This window comes from Rheinheimera pleomorphica (assembly GCF_011634895.1).
GTDB classification, from domain to species: Bacteria; Pseudomonadota; Gammaproteobacteria; order Enterobacterales; family Alteromonadaceae; genus Alishewanella; species Alishewanella pleomorphica.
The window spans coordinates 256,628-276,677 of sequence record NZ_SIRR01000005.1 but is presented as its reverse complement, the minus strand read 5'-3'; the positions used below and the strand labels follow the sequence as shown (position 1 = coordinate 276,677).

The 20,050-nt window shown below is 51.7% G+C and carries 19 protein-coding genes; 11 read left to right on the top strand and 8 right to left on the bottom strand.

What is annotated here, in order from left to right; genetic code table 11:
• Positions 1-73 precede the first annotated feature (73 nt).
• From EYB30_RS06290 to EYB30_RS06280, 3 genes are read left to right on the top strand one after another with little or no spacing between them, the layout of a single operon-like run.
• Positions 74-310 carry an OadG family protein gene (locus tag EYB30_RS06290; RefSeq protein WP_166838054.1) on the top strand — a complete coding sequence of 79 codons (237 nt, stop codon included), beginning with the start codon at positions 74-76 and terminating at the stop codon, positions 308-310.
• A 12-nt stretch (positions 311-322) separates the two neighbouring features.
• Complete coding sequence (gene oadA / locus EYB30_RS06285) at positions 323-2,104, top strand: sodium-extruding oxaloacetate decarboxylase subunit alpha (RefSeq protein ID WP_166838053.1); 1,782 nt, start codon at positions 323-325, stop codon at positions 2,102-2,104.
• Between the two features lie 19 nt (positions 2,105-2,123).
• Entirely contained in the window at positions 2,124-3,254 is a 1,131-nt protein-coding gene (locus EYB30_RS06280; RefSeq protein WP_166838052.1) for a sodium ion-translocating decarboxylase subunit beta, read from the top strand.
• Between the two features lie 75 nt (positions 3,255-3,329).
• On the opposite strand, the gene EYB30_RS06275 is transcribed toward EYB30_RS06280, so the two are convergent.
• On the bottom strand, positions 3,330-4,676 hold the full coding sequence (locus EYB30_RS06275) for a peptidoglycan DD-metalloendopeptidase family protein (RefSeq protein WP_166838051.1): 1,347 nt from the start codon (positions 4,674-4,676) through the stop codon (positions 3,330-3,332).
• A gap of 148 nt (positions 4,677-4,824) precedes the next feature.
• Between EYB30_RS06275 and tyrS the strand changes: the two genes are divergently transcribed.
• Both tyrS and acnA read left to right on the top strand, forming a co-directional pair.
• Positions 4,825-6,027: a tyrosine--tRNA ligase gene (gene tyrS / locus EYB30_RS06270; RefSeq protein ID WP_166838050.1), complete on the top strand. Its 1,203-nt coding sequence runs from the start codon at positions 4,825-4,827 to the stop codon at positions 6,025-6,027.
• 130 nt (positions 6,028-6,157) lie between these two features.
• Positions 6,158-8,869, top strand: a complete 2,712-nt coding sequence (acnA, locus tag EYB30_RS06265; protein WP_166838049.1) for an aconitate hydratase AcnA — start codon at positions 6,158-6,160, stop codon at positions 8,867-8,869.
• Positions 8,870-8,909: 40 nt separating this feature from the next.
• Here the strand turns inward: acnA and EYB30_RS06260 are convergent, their stop codons facing one another.
• Positions 8,910-10,202: a mechanosensitive ion channel family protein gene (locus tag EYB30_RS06260; RefSeq protein WP_166838048.1), complete on the bottom strand. Its 1,293-nt coding sequence runs from the start codon at positions 10,200-10,202 to the stop codon at positions 8,910-8,912.
• Between the two features lie 157 nt (positions 10,203-10,359).
• On the opposite strand from EYB30_RS06260, the gene EYB30_RS06255 reads away from it, so the two are divergent.
• From EYB30_RS06255 to EYB30_RS06245, 3 genes are all read left to right on the top strand, one after another.
• Positions 10,360-11,217, top strand: coding sequence for an SPFH domain-containing protein (locus tag EYB30_RS06255; RefSeq protein ID WP_206674578.1), 858 nt, complete (start codon positions 10,360-10,362; stop codon positions 11,215-11,217).
• 23 nt (positions 11,218-11,240) lie between these two features.
• Complete coding sequence (locus EYB30_RS06250) at positions 11,241-11,441, top strand: type II toxin-antitoxin system antitoxin (RefSeq protein WP_241697980.1); 201 nt, start codon at positions 11,241-11,243, stop codon at positions 11,439-11,441.
• 104 nt (positions 11,442-11,545) lie between these two features.
• The gene (locus EYB30_RS06245) at positions 11,546-12,892 is read left to right on the top strand and encodes an SPFH domain-containing protein (protein ID WP_241697979.1); all 1,347 of its coding nucleotides are present in this window, start codon (positions 11,546-11,548) and stop codon (positions 12,890-12,892) included.
• Between the two features lie 16 nt (positions 12,893-12,908).
• Here EYB30_RS06245 and EYB30_RS06240 read toward each other — a convergent pair whose 3' ends face one another.
• A complete protein-coding gene (locus EYB30_RS06240; RefSeq protein ID WP_166838046.1) occupies positions 12,909-13,811 on the bottom strand; it encodes an AEC family transporter in 903 nt (300 codons plus the stop codon).
• Entirely contained in the window at positions 13,804-14,079 is a 276-nt protein-coding gene (locus EYB30_RS06235; RefSeq protein ID WP_166838045.1) for a GIY-YIG nuclease family protein, read from the bottom strand. Before EYB30_RS06235 ends, EYB30_RS06240 begins: the two co-directional genes overlap by 8 nt.
• A 76-nt stretch (positions 14,080-14,155) precedes the next feature.
• On the opposite strand from EYB30_RS06235, the gene EYB30_RS06230 reads away from it, so the two are divergent.
• From EYB30_RS06230 to EYB30_RS06220, 3 genes are all read left to right on the top strand, one after another.
• Complete coding sequence (locus EYB30_RS06230) at positions 14,156-15,406, top strand: DEAD/DEAH box helicase (RefSeq protein WP_166838044.1); 1,251 nt, start codon at positions 14,156-14,158, stop codon at positions 15,404-15,406.
• A 117-nt stretch (positions 15,407-15,523) separates the two neighbouring features.
• Positions 15,524-15,922, top strand: coding sequence for an antitoxin Xre-like helix-turn-helix domain-containing protein (locus EYB30_RS06225; RefSeq protein ID WP_166838043.1), 399 nt, complete (start codon positions 15,524-15,526; stop codon positions 15,920-15,922).
• A complete protein-coding gene (locus EYB30_RS06220; RefSeq protein ID WP_166838042.1) occupies positions 15,916-16,632 on the top strand; it encodes an RES family NAD+ phosphorylase in 717 nt (238 codons plus the stop codon). The genes EYB30_RS06225 and EYB30_RS06220 overlap by 7 nt, the downstream gene beginning before the upstream one ends.
• A 9-nt stretch (positions 16,633-16,641) precedes the next feature.
• Here the strand turns inward: EYB30_RS06220 and ppiC are convergent, their stop codons facing one another.
• The 4 genes from ppiC to EYB30_RS06200 all read right to left on the bottom strand — a co-directional run bounded on the left by ppiC (position 16,642) and on the right by EYB30_RS06200 (position 20,043).
• Positions 16,642-16,920, bottom strand: coding sequence for a peptidylprolyl isomerase PpiC (gene ppiC, locus EYB30_RS06215; protein WP_166838041.1), 279 nt, complete (start codon positions 16,918-16,920; stop codon positions 16,642-16,644).
• A gap of 296 nt (positions 16,921-17,216) precedes the next feature.
• On the bottom strand, positions 17,217-18,329 hold the full coding sequence (gene aguA, locus EYB30_RS06210; protein WP_166838040.1) for an agmatine deiminase: 1,113 nt from the start codon (positions 18,327-18,329) through the stop codon (positions 17,217-17,219).
• On the bottom strand, positions 18,330-19,226 hold the full coding sequence (gene aguB, locus EYB30_RS06205; RefSeq protein ID WP_166838039.1) for an N-carbamoylputrescine amidase: 897 nt from the start codon (positions 19,224-19,226) through the stop codon (positions 18,330-18,332).
• Positions 19,227-19,410: 184 nt separating this feature from the next.
• Complete coding sequence (locus EYB30_RS06200; RefSeq protein ID WP_166838038.1) at positions 19,411-20,043, bottom strand: peroxiredoxin-like family protein; 633 nt, start codon at positions 20,041-20,043, stop codon at positions 19,411-19,413.
• Positions 20,044-20,050 lie beyond the last annotated feature (7 nt).

The window sequence follows — 20,050 nt, the reverse complement described above, 5'->3', positions numbered from 1 at the left end:
CGACAGGGTTCAACTATTCTGACTATACCTGCGCTGTGTCAGCCGGGTGTAACAACTGAGGGAGAGCAGAACGATGGTCGCAGAATTATTACTGGAAGCTGCCAGCCTGATGTTAATTGGCATGGTGGCAGTGTTCGCCTTCTTATTGCTGTTGGTGTTAGTAGTGCAGCTGATAAGTGCGGTGGTACTGCGTTATTTCCCGGTGAAGGCAGCAGAAAAGGCGGCCATAGTGGATAGCAGCAGTGGCCCCAGCCCGGCAGTGATCGCCGCGATTTCAACCGCGATACATCAGTATCGGCAACAACACTAAGAGGACTCAGGCATGAGCAAACCGTTATTATTGACTGAACTGGTGCTGCGTGATGCGCATCAGTCTTTACTGGCGACCCGGTTGCGGCTGGAGGACATGCTGCCAATTGCAGCTAAGCTCGACAAAGTGGGCTACTGGTCAATGGAGTCATGGGGTGGTGCGACCTTTGATGCCTGTATCCGTTATCTTGGTGAAGACCCCTGGCATCGCATTCGTGAATTAAAAAAGGCGATGCCAAATACCAAACAGCAAATGTTGCTACGGGGCCAGAATTTGCTTGGCTACCGCCATTACGCCGACGATGTGGTCGAAAAATTTGTTGAACGCGCGCACGACAACGGTGTTGATGTATTTCGTATTTTCGATGCCATGAATGACATCCGTAACCTGCAAACCGCCGTGCAGGCCGCCATCAGGGTTGGCGCTCATGCGCAGGGCACCATTTCTTACACTGTTAGTCCGGTGCATACCATTGATATGTGGGTGGATATGGCGCGCCAGCTCGAAGATATGGGCTGTCACTCTATATGTATTAAAGATATGGCGGGTTTGCTAAAGCCGTATGAATGCGAAGAGCTGGTGACCCGCATCAAAGAAGCCACCAAAATTCCGTTAGCATTGCATTGTCATGCCACCACAGGCTTGAGTGTGGCCACTTACCAAAAAGCCATTGATGCCGGCATTGATATGCTCGACAGCGCCATCTCATCAATGAGCATGACTTATGGCCACAGCGCTACCGAAACCCTGGTTGCCATAACGGAAGGCACTGCACGTGACACCGGCCTGAATTTAGAATTATTGGCCGATATTGCGGCTTACTTTCGTGATGTCCGGAAAAAATATGCTCAGTTTGAAGGCTCATTAAAAGGCGTTGATGCCCGTATTTTACTGGCGCAGGTGCCCGGTGGCATGCTGACCAATATGGAAAGCCAGCTCAAAGAGCAGGGCGCGCTGGATAAGTTGGATGCTGTGCTCAAAGAAATCCCGCATGTGCGTGAAGACCTCGGCTTTTTACCACTGGTTACGCCCACGTCGCAAATTGTCGGCACCCAGGCGGTATTAAACGTGCTGACCGGCGAGCGTTACAAAAGCATCACGAAAGAAACCGCCGGTGTATTAAAAGGTGAATACGGCGCGACCCCAGCACCAATGAATGCAGAGTTGCAGCAGCGGGTGTTAGCAGGTGCTCAGGCGATAACCTGTCGTCCGGCGGATTTACTCGAGCCTGAATTGGACAAGTTACAGCAAGAGTTGAATAGCCTGGCGAAAACCGAAGATATTCGTTTAACGGCGCAGCCGGTAGACGATGTGCTGACTTATGCGCTGTTCCCACAGGTGGGGCTGAAGTTTTTGAAAAACCGTGACAACCCGGCCGCCTTTGAACCGGCACCACAAAGCGCAGAGCCTGAAACCAAGCCAGCCGCCGCCAGCAGCAAACCTGCTGTCAGCGGTCCGGCCAGTTACAGTGTACGGGTAGATGGCAAAGTGTATGAGGTGGAAGTGGCGCCGACAGGTGAGCTGAGCTCTGTTAAGCCTGTGGTGTCGGAAAATATCCCCGGCAGCGCTTCTGTTACCGGCAGTGCCACCTTAAATGCACCGCTGGCGGGTAATATCTGGAAAATTGTCACTAAAGTGGGTGCCACGGTGAAACGCGGTGATGTGGTGATCATTATGGAAGCGATGAAAATGGAAACTGAAGTGCGCGCCGTATCTGACGGCACCGTGGCCAGTATTCATGTCGCCGCCGGTGATGCTGTCAGCACCGGTGATGTGCTGATCAGCTTTGATTAAGCGGCGCTGAGGAGTTTTCATGGACGCTGTTGCAACTTTAATTGCTTCTACCGGTTTAGTTAATTTTACTGCTGGTCAGCTGGTAATGATGTTGGTGGGCTTTACCTTACTGTATCTGGCGATTGCCCGCGGTTTTGAGCCCTTGCTGCTGTTGCCGATAGGCTTTGGTGCTGTGCTGACCAATATTCCGTTAGCTGGCATGGGCGAGCCGGGCGGTTTGCTGTATATGATTTACGAAGTGGGCATAGGTACCGGTATTTTTCCGCTGCTGATTTTTATGGGGGTGGGCGCCATGACCGATTTTGGTGCTCTGATCGCTAACCCCAGAATGCTGCTACTGGGCGCTGCGGCGCAGTTTGGTATTTTTGCCACTCTGCTTGGTGCGATCGCGCTAAACGCAGTACCCGGGCTAAGCTTTACGATGAAAGAAGCCTCGGCCATTGCGATTATTGGTGGTGCAGATGGCCCCACCGCGATTTTTCTGGCATCGAAGCTGGCGCCAGATTTATTAGGTGCCATAGCGGTGGCGGCTTATTCATATATGGCATTGGTGCCAATCATTCAGCCACCTATTATGCGCGCCTTAACCACGAAGGCGGAACGCAATGTTCAAATGGTGCAGCTGCGTAATGTCAGCAAGAAAGAGAAAATTATTTTCCCGCTGGCGGTGTTGTTACTGACAATCCTGCTGTTACCCAGCGCTGCGCCGCTAATAGGCATGTTTTGTCTGGGTAACCTGATGCGCGAGTCCGGTGTGGTAGAGCGGTTAAATAAAACGGCGCAGAACGAGCTGATAAATATCGTTACTATCTTCCTTGGCCTGGCGGTCGGTTCTAAACTCAGCGCCGATAAGTTTCTAACGCTGCAAACGCTGGGCATTTTGCTGCTTGGCGCAGTGGCCTTTGCTATCGGCACGGCGTCGGGGGTTATTATGGCCAAAATTATGGCGAAGTTCTCCAAGCAACCGATCAACCCGCTGATTGGCGCAGCCGGCGTGTCTGCTGTGCCTATGGCCGCACGGGTAGTGAATAAAGTGGGGCTGGAAGCTAACCCGCATAACTTCCTGCTAATGCATGCGATGGGCCCGAATGTGGCCGGTGTCATCGGCTCGGCGGTGGCCGCTGGTATCTTATTAGCCTTGGTTGGCTAATCTTCTGGTATACCGCAGCACTGAGCAAAAGCAAAAAGCCCGGCAAGTTGCCGGGCTTTTTATTAGGTCGAATCCTTACGGCGCTGCTGTAGCGTCGCCGCTGGTTTTCGCCAGCAACACCCGTTCTTTGGTCAGTAGTTGCGCCAGTATTTGTTCGGCCTGAGCAGTGAACAGCTGTTTTTCGTTACCTTGTAGTGGTGTGGCCTGCGGCAATTTTACCGTCCTTGGATTACGGTGCACACCATCGACAACAAATTCATAATGTAAATGTGGGCCGGTAACGCGGCCGGTGCCACCAAGACGGCCAATAGCTTCACCCTGGCGTACTTTTTCGCCCTTACTTACCAGACGTTTAGACAAGTGCAGGTACTTGGTTACAATATTATTGGCATGTTGAATAAACACATAGTGGCCATTTAAGTTGTTATACGCAGACGCAATAACCCGGCCATCACCGGCAGCCATAATAGGCGTGCCAACCGGCGCGGCGTAGTCGACACCATTATGTGGTCGTACGGTTTTTAGCACCGGGTGCAAACGACGGGGGTTAAAGTTAGAGCTAACATACTGAAAGCTGACCGGCGCGCGTAAAAAGGCCTGGCGCATACTGGCACCGTCAGGTTTGTAATAGTTGCCATCAGTATGGCGTACTGCCTGATACAAATGGCCCTGATTAGAAAACTGCGCAGCGACAATATTACCGTTACTGATAAATTCGCCGTCAACATACTGGGTTTCGTAGAGCACACTAAAACTGTCACCAGCACGAATGTCTAAGCCAAAATCGATATCCCAGCCAAAAATACCGGCCAGGCTCATAATTTGTGCTTCACTTAGGCCTGCGGCAATGCCGGCACTCCAGAAATTACTGCGAATTTCAGCACTGGCAAACTGGCTGCGCAGCTCAACTTCTTTTTTCAGTTCTTCGGCAATGAAGTGGCCTTCAGCGTTGCGGCTAATACGCAAGGTAGAAAGATGGTTAAGTGCATAGCGTAGCTCCTGCAGATCACCTTCGGCGTCAAGGCCAAACTCGAGCTGCTCGCCGGGGAATAAACGGGTCAGGGTTTTTACGTCTTTGCCAAGCGCCAGTATGTCCAGCATAACTTGCTGGCTGACATTGGCTTTTTTGAATAATGCCGATAAGGCATCGCCTTTTTGCACCTGCAGCACTGACCAGTTTAACGACAGATCTTCTTCTGGTAACACTGCTAACGCAGCCACCTCTTGTTCTTGTTCGGCTTCAGCAGAGGTATCTGGCAGCGCCAGACTATAGCGTTTACCGATTTCCAGACTGTCCGTTTTACTGCTTTTGGAAGCAGCAGCCTGCTCCGACGGTAGCAGTAAAATGGTAGTCAAAAACACCGAGGTGGCAGCAATAAGCACACGATGTTGTTTCGGAATTTTAGTCACTAATTGACGCATAATATTAGTCTGGGCTCAACAAACGCACAAAAACCGAGCATATACGGTTTTTTTGCCTGACACCAGACTTTTGTGCGTTTCCCCTGGGCTGAACATGCTATAGAATGCGGTTTGTTTGCACAATCAGGTTAAAAATCGGGAGAGGAAAATGGCGGATTGGGAGCTGGCTTTAGCTGAATTAAAACGCGGCTGCGAAGAAATTCTGCTGGAAGAAGAGTTAATTGCCAAACTCAAAGAGGGCAAGCCGCTAAAAATCAAGGCTGGCTTTGACCCAACAGCACCAGATCTGCATCTTGGTCACACAGTGTTGATCAATAAATTACGCACTTTTCAGCAGTTGGGCCACGAAGTCATTTTTCTGATCGGTGATTTTACCGGTTTAATTGGCGATCCGACCGGTAAAAACGTGACCCGTAAACCACTTAGCCGTGAAGATGTGCTGGCCAATGCTGAAACCTATAAAGAGCAGGTGTTTAAAATACTCGATCCGGCAAAAACCCGGGTGGCGTTTAACTCACAGTGGATGGAACAGCTAGGCGCAGCCGGTATGATTAAACTGGCGGCGCGGCAGACGGTGGCGCGTATGCTGGAGCGCGATGATTTTAAAAAGCGCTATGCCAATAACCAGTCTATTGCCATTCATGAGTTCTTGTACCCACTGGTGCAGGGCTGGGATTCTGTTGCGCTGGAAGCTGACGTTGAAATGGGCGGTACCGATCAGCGTTTTAACCTGTTGATGGGACGTGAGCTGCAAAAAGACGAAGGTCAGCGGCCACAAACGGTAATGATGGTGCCGCTGCTGGAAGGCCTGGACGGCGTGCAGAAAATGTCGAAATCCTTGGGCAATTATGTCGGTATAACCGATGCCCCGAGCGATATGTTCGGCAAAATTATGTCAATTTCTGATGAGCTGATGTGGCGTTATTATGATTTGCTGAGCTTTAAACCGATTGAGCAGATTAATGAGCTTAAACAACAGGTTGCAGCAGGTGCTAACCCGCGCGATATTAAGATTTTGCTGGCAAAAGAAATTATTGCCCGCTTTCATGACGAGGCTGCGGCAGAGGCGGCACATCAGGATTTTATCCAGCGTTTTAGTAAAAATGCCTTGCCGGATGATATTCCTGAACTGACATTAAGCTGTGAAGGTGATGACATGCCAATTGCTAATCTGCTAAAAGAAGCTGGCCTGGTCGACAGTACCTCAGAAGCTATTCGTATGATTAAGCAAGGTGCGGTTAAGCTTAATGGCGAAACGAAAATTGATGACACTAAGCTGGCCGTGGCGAAAGGCAGTACTGATATTTACCAGGTGGGTAAGCGTAAGTTTGCCAAAATTAGCTTAATTTAATTGTACTTAGCACAACACCTCTGCCGGTGTTGTGCATCTCTTCTGCAACCCCACTCAGCGTTTAAGCCTCGTACTGTCAGGCGGATGGACTACACTGTAGTTAATCACAGCCATTAATACGAGGTATCTTATGACCACGCCCAATCCTTACGCCGACACGCTTAATGTGGCGCAGCAGCAGTACCGTATTTTCAGCCTGAGTAACGCTGCAAAGCAATTTGGCGATATCAGCCGCTTGCCATTTTCGTTAAAAGTGTTGCTGGAAAACCTGTTACGCAATCTTGACGGCGACACGGTGTCAGAAGCGGATATTCAGGCGCTGGTCGACTGGCAAAAAACCGGCAGCTCAGAGCGTGAAATTGCCTTTCGCCCGGCGCGGGTACTGATGCAAGACTTTACCGGCGTGCCAGCGGTAGTGGATTTGGCCGCAATGCGGGCGGCAGTAGCGGCGCTGGGCGAAGATCCGGATAAGGTTAACCCGTTATCGCCGGTAGATTTAGTGATTGATCATTCGGTGATGGTAGACCGTTATGCCAGCGCGGATGCCTTTAGCGACAACGTTGATATTGAAATGCAGCGCAATCATGAGCGTTATGCCTTTTTACGTTGGGGCGCCAAGGCCTTTGCTAATTTCCGTGTGGTGCCGCCCGGCACCGGTATTTGCCATCAGGTTAATCTGGAATATCTGGGGCAAACTGTCTGGGCCGAGCAAACTGATGACGGCCTGATAGCCTATCCGGACACGCTGGTGGGCACAGATTCACATACTACGATGATCAACGCTCTGGGTATTCTCGGCTGGGGTGTTGGCGGCATTGAGGCCGAAGCGGCGATGCTGGGCCAGCCGGTATCTATGATCATTCCGCAAGTCGTGGGGGTTGAGTTTACCGGCGTGCTGCAAGCGGGGATCACGGCAACCGATTTAGTGCTGACGGTGACACAAATGCTGCGCAAGCATGGTGTGGTGGGTAAGTTTGTTGAGTTCTTTGGCGATGGCCTGGAGCAGCTGACACTGGCTGATCGTGCCACCATCGCCAATATGGCACCGGAGTACGGTGCTACCTGTGGCTTTTTCCCGGTCGATCAGATAACGCTGGACTATCTTAAACTTACCGGGCGCTCTGATAATGTTATTGCCCGGGTGAAAGCCTATTGCCAGGCGCAGGGCCTGTGGCGGGATAAGGCCGCTGAGACCGTATTTACCGACAAGTTACATCTGGATCTTAGTACTATAGTGCCTTCACTGGCGGGGCCAAAACGGCCGCAAGACCGGGTGAGTTTGGCCGATCTGAAACAGCATTGTGCTGATGACAAAGCGCTGGACTTGAAAATGCAGGCTCGGCAAACTGAGTTGTTAAGTGAGGGCGGGGGGCAGAGCAGGCCGGCGGCAGATAACAGTTTTGAGCTAAACGGGGCGCGGATAAAGCTGCCTGAGCACGCAGTGGTGATTGCTGCTATAACGTCCTGTACTAATACCTCTAACCCCAGTGTATTAATGGCCGCAGGCCTGCTGGCAAAGAATGCGCTGGCCAAAGGCCTTAAGCGTCAGCCTTGGGTGAAAAGTTCTCTGGCGCCGGGCTCCAAAGTGGTAACCCGTTATTTGCAACACGCCGGCTTGATGCAGCCGTTGGAGCAACTGGGGTTTTATCTGGTGGGTTATGGTTGTACCACTTGTATCGGTAATTCGGGCCCGCTGGCGCAACCTATCGAAAACGCCATTAGCAAGGCCGACTTAAATGTCTCAGCGGTGTTATCGGGTAACCGCAACTTTGAAGGCCGTATTCATCCGCTGGTGAAATCGAACTGGCTGGCGTCACCACCCTTAGTGGTGGCCTTTGCGCTGGCGGGTACGACAAATATAGATTTAACCCGTGAAGCTCTGGGCCAGGATGCGCAGGGTAACGATGTGTATTTAAAAGATATCTGGCCGGATAACAGCGCAGTTGCAGCCGAAGTTGCTAAGGTACAAAGCAAGATGTTTGCAACCGAGTATGCCCAGGTGTTTGACGGCGACGCCAACTGGCAGAGCATCGCGGTACCCCAGGCGAAAACCTATGCCTGGCCCGATTCTACGTATATCCGCCAGCCGGATTTTTTCCGTGGTCTGTCACGCAAGCCAAAACCGGTCAGCGATATTATCAACGCCCGAATTTTGGCCATGCTGGGCGACTCGGTGACCACTGATCATATTTCACCGGCGGGCAGTATTAAACAAAGCAGCCCGGCCGGAGAATATCTGCAGCAGCATGGCGTAGCGCCGGCTGATTTTAACTCTTACGGCTCGCGCAGGGGCAATCATGAAGTGATGGTGCGTGGCACCTTCGCCAATGTGCGTATTCGTAATGAAATGCTGCCGGGCAGCGAAGGTGGCGTTACCCGGCATTATCCGTCGGGTGACACCTTGTCCATCTTTGATGCTGCTATGCGTTATCAGCAGCAAGAGCTGCCACTGATTGTGGTCGCCGGCAAAGAATATGGCACCGGCTCGTCACGTGACTGGGCGGCCAAGGGCACGCTGATGTTAGGCGTGCGTGCCGTGCTGGCAGAATCATTTGAACGCATTCATCGTTCCAATTTAATTGGTATGGGGGTGCTACCGCTGCAGTTTTTACCGGGTACTGATAGAAAAACCTTGCAACTGACCGGTGAGGAGAGCCTTAGCCTGCGAGGTTTAGCGGCGTTGAAACCGCGGCAAAAGTTAGCACTGATTATCAGCTATGCCGATGGTGGCAAACAGGAAGTGGATGTACATTGCCGCATCGATACCGCCAATGAGCTGGCGTATTACCAGCATGGTGGCATTTTGCACTATGTATTGCGCCGGATGATTGGTGAAGTATAAACCGATGGCGCCTGCTAAGCAGGCAGGCGCCTGATGTCAGCTATTGCGGTTCTGCCGGCGGTAGTAAGCCCGATTTTATATGCAGATCGCGCTGTGGGTAAGGTATGGTAATGCCGGCTTGTTTAAAGGCACGCCAGATAGCGACATTGATATCCGATTTTACCGTGTCGGCGCCGTATTCCGGATCGGCTATCCATACCCGTAATTCCAGCTCAATACCACTGTCGGCAAAGCTTTTTAGCATCACGGTAGGTGCGGGTTCATTCAGTACCCGTTTCGATTTGTTAGCGCACTGCAGCATCAGTGCCATCGCCTGCTCAGGGTCGTCTTCATAGCTTACCTGTACCAGAATTTTTACCCGTACATTGCGGTCTTCATAGCTCCAGTTAATTACCTCTGAGGTGATTAGGTTCTCATTCGGTATTAACGTATCGACCCCTTCGCGGTTGCGCACCACCACATAACGGGCTTTTAGCTCGTGTACCCAGCCAAAATTATCACCGACGGAGATCACGTCACCGGGTTTCACACTGCGATCGAGTACCAGAATAAAACCGCTGATAAAGTTTGACGCAATGCGTTGTAAACCAAAACCCAGGCCAACGCCAAGAGCGCCGCCAAATACCGCCAGCGAGCTAAGGTTAATGCCCACGGCATTAAGAGCAATTAAAAACGCGATAGTAATCAGCAAAAACTTACTGAATTTGCTAAAGCCGACCTGCATGCTGGGGCTGACGTGTTTCGCTTTTTTCAGTTGCTGGTTTAACAGCTCCGCCAACCACAGCGCCAGGGTAAAGGCCAGAATAATCACCAGCGTCAACTTCACTGCGCCCAGTAACGATAAGCGGCTGTCGCCCAGGTTAAAGGCCAGCGCATCCATCAATTGCAGCAGCGGCTGCAACCAGCCGGCCAGATGCAATACCACCAGCAGCCAGATGCTGATAGCGATAACCGGCTCAGCCGATTTTAACAACGGGCTGGATAAAAATGCCTTGCGCAAAATATAAACCAGCAAGCGGATAGCGCCCAGCGCCAGGGCAATGGGCACCAGCAGCTGTAACAGATTGTGGCTGAGCTGATTAGCGCTAAAGATGGCCTGACTTAATGCTAACAATGCTGCCAGGCTCAGTGGCAGCAGAATACGATGCGAGCTGCGTAGCGCAACATGACGCAGGCCCTGACCGCCGCTATCACTTAGGCGCTGGCCCAGCACACGATTAATCAGTACCGCCAGCGCGATACTCAGTGCAATAGCAGCTAATTGATACCACAGTGATGTTTGTTGTAACTGCAACAGCAGGTGCTGCCACAGCGCAAGGAAATTTTCAGCCATAGGTTTTTTCGTAAACTAAGTTATTGTTTTACCTTAGCAGAAAAGCACAGATTCGCCTATCCCAGCCTTGCTTGGGTTAACCAATACGGCAAAGCTTGCTTTTTTGTCAGGTTAATCTAAAGTGATATCAAAATAATATCATTTCAAGAGGGTCTTTATGTTGCAGGAACGCATGATTAACAGCAAAGGTGGTTTTGGCATGATTGGCATCCTGCTGATGCTGCAGTTGGCTGGCATTGTCGGTGTGGTGGTGTTGCCCGGGGTGATGAAAGCGCTGGCGCTGTTGCTGGCGGTCGTGGTGTTTATTTGCTGGTTTGGTTTTTATATGGTGCATCCGAATCAGTCAGCGGTATTACAGCTGTTTGGCCGTTATGTCGGTACTGATTTAAACAACGGCTTGCGCTGGTCTAACCCACTTTACAGCAAGCAAAAAGTGTCGCTTAGGGTACGTAACTTTGAAAGCAGTAAAATGAAAGTTAACGACAATGCCGGTAACCCGGTAGAAATTGCTGCCGTGGTAGTATGGAAGGTCGTCGACAGTGCTGAAGCGGTATTCGAAGTCGATAACTACGAGAACTTCGTTAATATTCAAAGCGAATCTGCTATACGGCATTTAGCCTCCAGCTATGCTTATGATGCCGGTAACGATGAAGCGATCAGCCTGCGCAGCAGCACGGATGAAGTCACCGAGCTGTTAAAACAGGAAATTCAGGCGCGGCTAAACAAGGCGGGTGTGCAGGTGTTGGAAGCGCGCATTAGTCATCTGGCGTATGCGCCGGAAATTGCCAGCGCTATGCTGCAGCGTCAGCAAGCCGCTGCCATTGTTGCCGCCCGCCAGCAAATTGTCGAAGGTGCAGTCGGCATGGTAGAAACTGCACTGCAACGGTTGTCTGAGCGTAATGTGATCGAGCTGGATGATGAACGTAAAGCAGCGATGGTCAGTAATTTGCTGGTGGTATTGTGCGGTGATCACCATGTGCAGCCGGTACTGAACACCGGCAGTTTGTACCAGTAGCCTCTGCGGTAATTGGAGTTATAGTGGCGAAAAAAGCCTTTGCCTTACGTTTGGATGAAGCCATGCTCAGCGCCTTGCAGCGCTGGGCAGATGATGAGTTTCGCAGTGTCAACGGCCAGATAGAATACCTGCTGCATCAGGCGCTGCAGAAAAACGGCCGTTTGCCGGCTAAAGCCGCTAAGGCGGTATCTGCGGCTGAGGATGTTAAAGACCAGGATGGTTAAGCTGTAGTGTTGTATTTTTTATGTAAAATAATGATTTCCTGCTGATTTGGCTGGCGCTATAATCGCGCCGCTTATGGATGACTATCAGTATGGAGATGATATCAATGCAGTTGCCCCCCGCGATAACCTTACTCAGTAAAAGCCTGCTTGGTGGCCTGGCCGCCGTGCTGGCCGTTATTTTTGTGTTAAGCCGATCGGTGTTTTATGCCGAGCCGGGTTATGTTTATCATGTGCGCACCATCTTAGGCGCTGAGCATGTGGTTAGTGATGTCGGTTATCAGTTTTTCTTTTTTGGCCGCTGGAATGCCTGGAAGCGCTCGCTTACCGTGCAGGCAGTAACCGGTGGTTCAGATGTTATGGATTACGCCGAAGTCGAAAATTCAGAAGACAGCGCGGCCTTACCGCCGCAAAACATTATGTTTTTAGATCAGGTTGATGCCAACGCCCAGGCGACGGTGCGCTTTTTAATTCCGACCGACGAAGTGGCCTTTACCCGCTTAGCGCACGAGTACCGCACGCCGGAGAACTTATTGCGTACTGCGCTTATTCCGGCGTTTAAAGAAACACTACAGGCCAATGCGTCGCTGATGAGTGCCGAAGAGTATTACTCTGGCGGGCGCACCGAGTTTAACAATGAATTTGAAAATCAGATGACCAACGGCATCTATGTGGTACGCCGGGAAGAAGAAAATCTGGCGCAATTGCGCAGACAAAAAGGTACCGCGAATGTGGCACTGGGCACTGAGCAGGAAGATTTTGGCGATGAAACCCGTGTTAGCTTTGTGGTCAACAAAGTGCGTGACAGCGAAGGCCAGCCGCTGCGCAAACGGCAAAAATTTGTTGATTACGGCATTACCGTCGTCGATGCCCGCATCACGCAAATGAACCCGAACCAGCGCTTTGTCGAGCGCATGCAGTTAAAGCAGAAAGCCTCTGCCGACAGAGCCATAGCCCGGGAACAGCGTATTCAGGAAGAAGAGCAGCGCTTGCTGGCGATTTCACGCGGTGAACGTGAAGTTGCTGAGCGTCAGGCTAAAGCCAAGGTAGAGCAAATTCAGGCCACTACGGAGGCCGATACGCAAAAGCAGCTGGCGATAACCGAAGCCGAAAAACTGCAGGCACAAGCCAATATTCAGCGTGAAACGGCAAAAATCAACCTGGAAAAAGCCGAAATAGAAGCACAAACCTTACGTACGTTAGCTGAAGCCGAAGCTTACCAGAAGAAAGTGATCCTGCAGGCCGATAACGCACTGGCACAAAAGCTGGATGCCGAAATTCAAATTCAGCGCATCTGGGCGGAATCCTTTGCTAAGCGCGCCGTGCCGCAGTATGTGTTTGGCGCTAATGGTAATACGCCAACCGGCAGTGACAGCGAAGCGCGGATGTTTATGCAGATGCTGACCATGGATGCGGCCAAGCGCTTAAGCTACGACCGCGACCTGAAGAAATAGCCCTATCTCTATATTGCTAATGCAATAACCAGGACACCAGCGGCAGTGTTAACAAACCGGTGAGGATACCCAAGCCGATAATGCCGCTGACCAGGCGGGGGGCCAACCCCGCCATTATCGCAATAGCACCGGCTGAGATCATCGGTGGCATCGCCGCCTGAAAAATACTGATATCAACCGCCACACCGCTGTAGCCCAGACTAAACCACAGTGCGGCTGCTAAAGCCGGCATCATTACCAGCTTAATGCCCAGTGCACTTAACAGCGGTGATATTTCGGCTTTGCTGAATTTTACCGTTAAGGCAAAACCCACTGCTACCATCACTACCGGCACTAAGGTTGCGGCCAGATTATCAATTAACTGGTTTGCCAATGGCGGGTACTCAGCGCCGCGCAGTAACAAACCCAGTGCCAGTGCAATAAAAGATGGAAAAGTGATTATTTTAATCACTATACCTTTAACCGTCGGTTTAGCTGCAGTGGGGCTGTATAGCGCTGCAATAATGGTGACATAAGTAGCCAGCGCAATAAAAGAGCCAACCTGATCGTACACCACCGCATAGGGCATAGCGGCGCTGCCAAATAAGGCTTCGGTCATCGGAAAGCCTAAAAATGAGGTGTTCCCCAGTGGCAGCACTATTAATAACGCGCCGGTGACCTCGCGTGACCAGTGCAGTAACTTACTGAGCAGCAGCACGGTAGCCACGACTGCCAGCAGTAAAAACCACGGTGTAATGGCCGGTATCAGCAGCTCTGCCGAGAACTGCAGCTGCGGCACGTTTTTTAAGATCAGGGCCGGCAGTGCGACATACAAAACGTACATATTCAGCGCTATGCCACTATTCTCAGGCATCGTCGGTAAACGGCGTAGCAGCACACCTATCAATAAATAGGCTAATACCAGTAAAAAGTTATCCATTGCTCTCACTTTGTTTATAGGCGGCAATTAATGCCAATTTGGCGGCCCTGGGCAGCTGTTTCAGCTGATACTCAGCTTTGGCGGCGGCACTTTTATCAGCCAGGGGTTGCTGGTATACCAGTTGTAGCGGCCCTTTACCGCGCAGCGCCTTGGCGCCACCGGCCAGCTCGCCACTGTGCTGGCGTAAACGCCGCTGTGGCTCAGTGCTGATACCGGTATACAGCACACCCGCCGCAGTTTGCACCATATACAAATACCAGTTGCTCACCGCGCTAACTCCGCTGCTGGCTGATCTGCTATACTGCGCCGGTTATTTGGCAGGCTTTGGCAAAACAGGAATTTTAATGTCATTTCAATCTCTCGCGCTGGCGGCGCCTATATTACGTGTGCTGCAAGAGCAAGGTTATAACGCACCGACCCCGGTGCAGCGGCAAAGTATACCGGTTATTTTGGCCGGTAAAGATGTGTTAGCCGGCGCGCAAACCGGCACCGGTAAAACCGCAGCCTTTACTTTACCGCTGCTGCAGCAGATGCTCAATGCGCCTAAGGTCACAGCAGCTAATCAGGTGCGGGTACTGGTGCTAACGCCCACCCGCGAGCTGGCGCAGCAAGTGTATGACAATGTGCGCAAGTATAGCCAGTACCTTGACTGTCGTTCAGCGGTGTTTTACGGCGGCGTATCGATACGGCCGCAATACGATGACGCCGAGCAGGGGCTGGACATACTGGTAGCCACACCGGGCCGGCTGATTGACCACCTGCACCAGAAAACCGTCGATTTATCTGCGCTGGAAGTACTGGTGCTGGATGAAGCCGACCGCATGCTGGATATGGGTTTTATTGTTGATATTAAACGCATTATGGCTAAGTTGCCGGCCAAGCGGCAAACGCTGCTGTTTTCGGCGACCTATTCTAATGAGATTAAACAGCTGGCCGATGAGCTGCTGAACAGCCCGCAGCTGATTGAAGTGGCCGCGACCAATGCCACCGCCGAGCGGGTAGAGCAGCAGGCCTATCTGGTAGACCGCCACCGTAAGCGCGAGCTGCTATCGCATGTGATAGGCCGTAACAACTGGCCACAGGTGCTGGTGTTTGTCCGTACCAAGCACGGCGCTGACAGGCTGGCAAAGCAGCTGGCGAAAGATGGCTTAAAAAGTGCGGCCATTCATGGCGATAAAAGCCAGGGCGCCCGCACCAAAGCACTGGCCGACTTTAAGGCCGGCAGTGTACGCATCTTAGTCGCGACCGACATTGCCGCCCGCGGCCTGGACATTAACGAACTGCCGTATGTGGTGAACTACGATTTACCGCAAGTGCCGGAAGACTATGTACACCGTATCGGCCGAACCGGCCGCGCAGGCAACAGCGGCGTGGCGTTAACGCTGATCACGCCGGACGAAATTAAAGCGCTGCAGGAGATTGAGCGGCTGATCCAGCAGGTGATTACCGCTCAGGTGTTACCAGGCTATGAGCACGACCCGACTTACGTTACGCCAGAGCAGGCGCAGGCCAGACATGGCGACGGGCCGAAAAAGCCAATGAAAAAAGGCAATTTAAAAGCCAAGCTGCGCGCTAAGGCTTTAGGTAAAGCCTGATCAGATATCAAAGCAGACATTAACGTCTGCTTTTTTGTTGCTCATTTTGTCTTTATGTGGACAATAATTATGCTTTAGTCTACACTGATAGTCAGTTTGATTGGCCGTGAGGTGGTTATGCAGGCAGTACAGCTTGATAGACAAAGCCAGCGCAATGTGGCGGCAACCGGGCTAAAAACGGTGTTGGCTATTTTAGATAAATGGCAATGCTCGCCCGAGCAAATTCAGCGTATTTTGCAAATTTCCAAAGCGGCCTATTACAAGTACCGTAACGACCCTTACTGCGCCAGCTTAAGCCAGGATCAGCTGGAGCGTATCAGCTATCTGCTGAATATTCACAGTAGCCTGCGGCTGTTGTTTGATAATCCACAAAACCTGTACGGCTTTATGGCGCTGCCCAACCACAACCCTTACTTTAATGGCAAAAGCCCGCTGCAGGTTATCAGCAGCGGCCAGTTTGCTGCGCTGTATGAAACCTTTAAACATATTGATGCACTACGTGGTGGCATGTGGTAACTGGGGCCAGTTTAACGCCACAGGCTTTACCCCAGGTTAAACTGCCACAGCAGCGCAGTTACCGGCTGATTAATTCCAAGTATCCGCCGGTATCGGTATTTGATGATGTGGCCAGCGCTGATGAGTTCGACGCCTTATTTGCGCTGCAAGCGCTTACTAACCCCAGGTTGCAGGCGCAGGCGGGTAATTTAACCTTATTGCCACGCAGTGACATTCCGTTTGGTATTGCCGGTTGCTCTTATGCGGTCGCGCCTTTTACCCATATTAACCCGGCGGGCAGCCGTTTTTCTGATGGTCGCTTTGGTGTGCTGTATCTGGCCGATACTGTGCAAACTGCGCTACGCGAAGTGGCTTATCATCAGGGGAAATATTGGGCTAAGGTGCCGGGCTTGGCCTATGAGCGCTTTGTGTTTAAGGCGTTAAGTTGTCAGTTTAGCGATGTTAGCCTGGCCGACTTAACCAGCTTGCCGTTACAACATGCGGTTTATCACCCGCAAGATTACAGCACGGCGCGCGCGCTGGGCATAAGCTTACGTAAACTGGGTGGTGCCGGGTTGCAGTATCATTCAGTGCGTAACGAGGGGGCGCTGTGTTGGGGGCTGTTCAGCCCAAAGCCGGTGACGCAGATGCTGCAAAGTGCCCACTATGAAATGATCTGGCAAAACGGTGCTATCAGCGCAATAAACCAGCTTGTCAGCTGCAGTGACTAAAGCTGCTAACTAGCTGCGATACAGGGTTTTAATCAGGTGGAAGCCAAACTGGGTTTTCACCGGCCCCTGCACTTCCAGCAGAGGGCCTTTAAACACCACATCATCAAACGGCTTGACCATCTGCCCCTTGCGAAACTCGCCTAAATCGCCGCCTTTTTTACCTGACGGACACAGTGAATGTTGTTTGGCCAGCTTGCCAAAGTCGGCGCCTTTGGCCAGTTGCTGTTTCAGCTTTTCGGCTTCTTCGCGGGTTTTAACCAGTATATGTAAGGCGCAGGCTTTGGACATTTTTGAATCCTCTATCGAAAGGCTATGCGTAGATTGGAAGCCCGTTTCGGTCGTCACAGAGTGTCTGAGTGAGTGTGTAAACACTCGCGAGTTGCTGTGGCGAGCCGGGGCGGGTGTTGCAATCGGAGCTTGTTTGCTCAATTAACAAGCTTAGTGGTAACGCAGCTACTACGCAGATCTTTTCTTCGACACGCCGTAAACCCATCCCTGGGGGCTCGTCTCACGCCATCCGGGCGTTCAACGGTCGAAGAAAAGACTACTTCGCATCTGCTCTTCACGTTAGCAGATTAATTTGATTAACGAGGCTGTTGCTGGGTAATACAGTGAATATTACCACCACCTAACAGAATTTCCCGCCCTGGCACGGTAACCACTTTGTGCTGTGGATACAGGCTTTGCAGTATCTCTGCCGCAACCTTGTCATTCGGATCGTCAAAGGTTGGCAGTATTAAACCGCCATTGCACAAATAGAAGTTGATATAAGAGCCAGCCAGGCGGGCATTAGCCTCGCGTGGAATGGCGCTCATGGTTGCATCTACCGTGGCATACTCTTCGGCCTTGGCAATAATCGGTGCCGGTACCGGCAGCTTATGCACCTTTATTTTGCGGCCTTTGGCGTCGGTAGCGGCCTCCAGATAGTCCAGCGCCGCTTTGCTGCGAGCATATTGCGGGTCTGTCTCGTCATCTGTCCAGGCCAGCACGACTTCGCCTGGTTTAACGAAGCAGGCCATATTATCGATGTGGCCGTCGGTTTCGTCGTTAAAAATACCGTCTTTTAGCCACAGCACTTTATCAATGCCGAGATAATCGCGCATCTGCTGCTCGATTTGCTCACGGGTTAGATGCGGGTTGCGGTTGCTGTTTAGCAAGCACTCTTCCGTGGTTAGCAGGGTACCTTCACCGTCAACATGAATAGCACCGCCTTCCAGCACAAAGCCTTCAGTACGGTAGCGTGGCAGCTGCTCTATGCCCAGCACTTTGCTGGCTACCTGGTCGTCTTTATCCCAGGGGAAATATAAACCACCGTTTAAGCCGCCCCAGGCGTTGAACGTCCAGTCAATACCGCGCACGTCGCCTTGAGCGTTAGTGACGAAGGTTGGGCCGGTATCACGACACCAGGCGTCGTTATTGGAAATCTCCACTACACGGATCGGAAACTTAGTACCGACATCGGTCAGCTGCGACAACGCATTCGCGTACTGCGCCGCCGAGGCGCCTACCGTTACCGGTTCAAAACCGGCAATGGCTTTGATAACGGCAACAAAAGCCTGCTGCGCCGGTTTGGCACCTAAACGCCAGCTGTCAGTACGCTCCGGCCATACCATCCAGGTTTGCTTGTGCGCTGCCCATTCGGCCGGCATGCTAAAGCCATCAGCGCGTGGGGTGCTGTTAAGGGTTGTAAAGGCCACTTAGTTACCACCCTGTGTTGTAGGCTGCTTGGTTTCGCCATCTTTGGTAAGCACTGCACCGTATAAATCGATACGGCGGTCACGGAAAATACCCCAGGCGCGTCGCGTCGCGGCAACAGCGTCTAAATCAAAGGTATGCACTAACACGGCTTCTTCCGTCTCGCCCGCTTCCTGTACTTTGGCACCAGTCTCGTCAGCGATAAATGAGCTGCCGTAGAAGGTAATATGGTAATCACCTTCGGTCTCAGTACCAATACGGTTAGACGCAATCAGCGGCATCAGGTTAGCAGCGGCGTGGCCTTGCTGCGTGCGCTGCCAGTGATCGCGCGAGCTAATCGTCGGGTCGTGTGGCTCACTACCAATGGCCGTTGGGTAGAACAGTAGCTCTGCGCCCATTAGTGCCATGCTGCGGGCGCACTCGGGGAACCACTGATCCCAGCAAATACCGACACCGATTTTGGCGTACTTAGTAGCGAATACTTTAAAGCCGGTATCACCCGGGGTGAAGTAGTACTTTTCGCTATAACCCGGGCCGTCCGGAATATGGCTTTTACGGTAGGTACCCAGATTTTCACCGTCGGCGTCGATAATCACCACGCTGTTGTACAGGCAGTTACCGGCCTTTTCGTAAATGCTGATTGGCAGCACGACATTTAGCTCTTTGGCAATTTTAGTAAAGTGCGCCACGGCTTTGTTCTCGGCTACTGTGGTGGCAAAGGCTAAATAGTCTGGTTTTTGTTTCTGGCAGAAATAATTGCGCTCGAACAGCTCCTGCAACAGGATGATCTGTGCGCCTTTAGCGGCAGCGTCGCGTACTAAACGCTCGCCACGGGCAATGTTTTCATCGACATTCCAGCCGCCAATCATTTGGGTGGCAGCAACAGTTACATTACGCATCAGTTATCTCCGGCAGAGGTAAAACCAACAGGCTAGCATCGTTACCGACACTTGCCAAACAGGGCGCGAAAAATGCCGTATTTTTGCCCGGCCGTCAACGCTTTTTGATAAAAAAACAGCAGCGGAAAACATAACCGTGTCCGCTGCTGTAAATAGCTGAGAGAGGACCTGAAAAGAGAGAGGTTTATGGCAACGCCAGCTCGGCCGCTTTTAGCAGTAATTCACTGTGCAGCCGGGTTTTATAGTTAATGTGTACATAACTAAATACCGCTTCGCCAGCCGTGTTGACGATATACACCGCCGGTACCGGCAGTACCACTTTCTCTGTACCGGCTTCAGTAGTGATCAGGCTGCCCAATTTGCCTTTATACGCCGCAGCGGTTTTATCATCCAGATAATACGCCAGACCAAAGGCTGAGCTGGCAGCAAAGTTGCTATCAGACAATAGGGTATAGTTCAGCTTGCCGCCGTCGGTATCCTGCAGGCTTTTATTAATTGACGCCACGCTATCCGGCGTTATCGCAATTAGCTGATAACCGAGTTTGTTTAACTGAGGTTCAATGTCACGTAATGTCGCCAGCTGGGCGTTACAATACGGACACCAGCCGCCGCGGTAAAATACCAGTATCGACGGCTTTTGCTGCACCAATTTGGTCAGGGCTACCGCCTTATTGTCTGCTGCGGTCAAGCTGACTGCCGGTATGGTTAAACCGTTTAGCAGTGGCGTTACCTGCTCGGGTGATGGCGCTATAGCGGTAGCAGCGAAAAGTTTGACACTGAACAACATAGCCCCAAGTGCAATAAGGTAAGTTTTCATAGCGGTT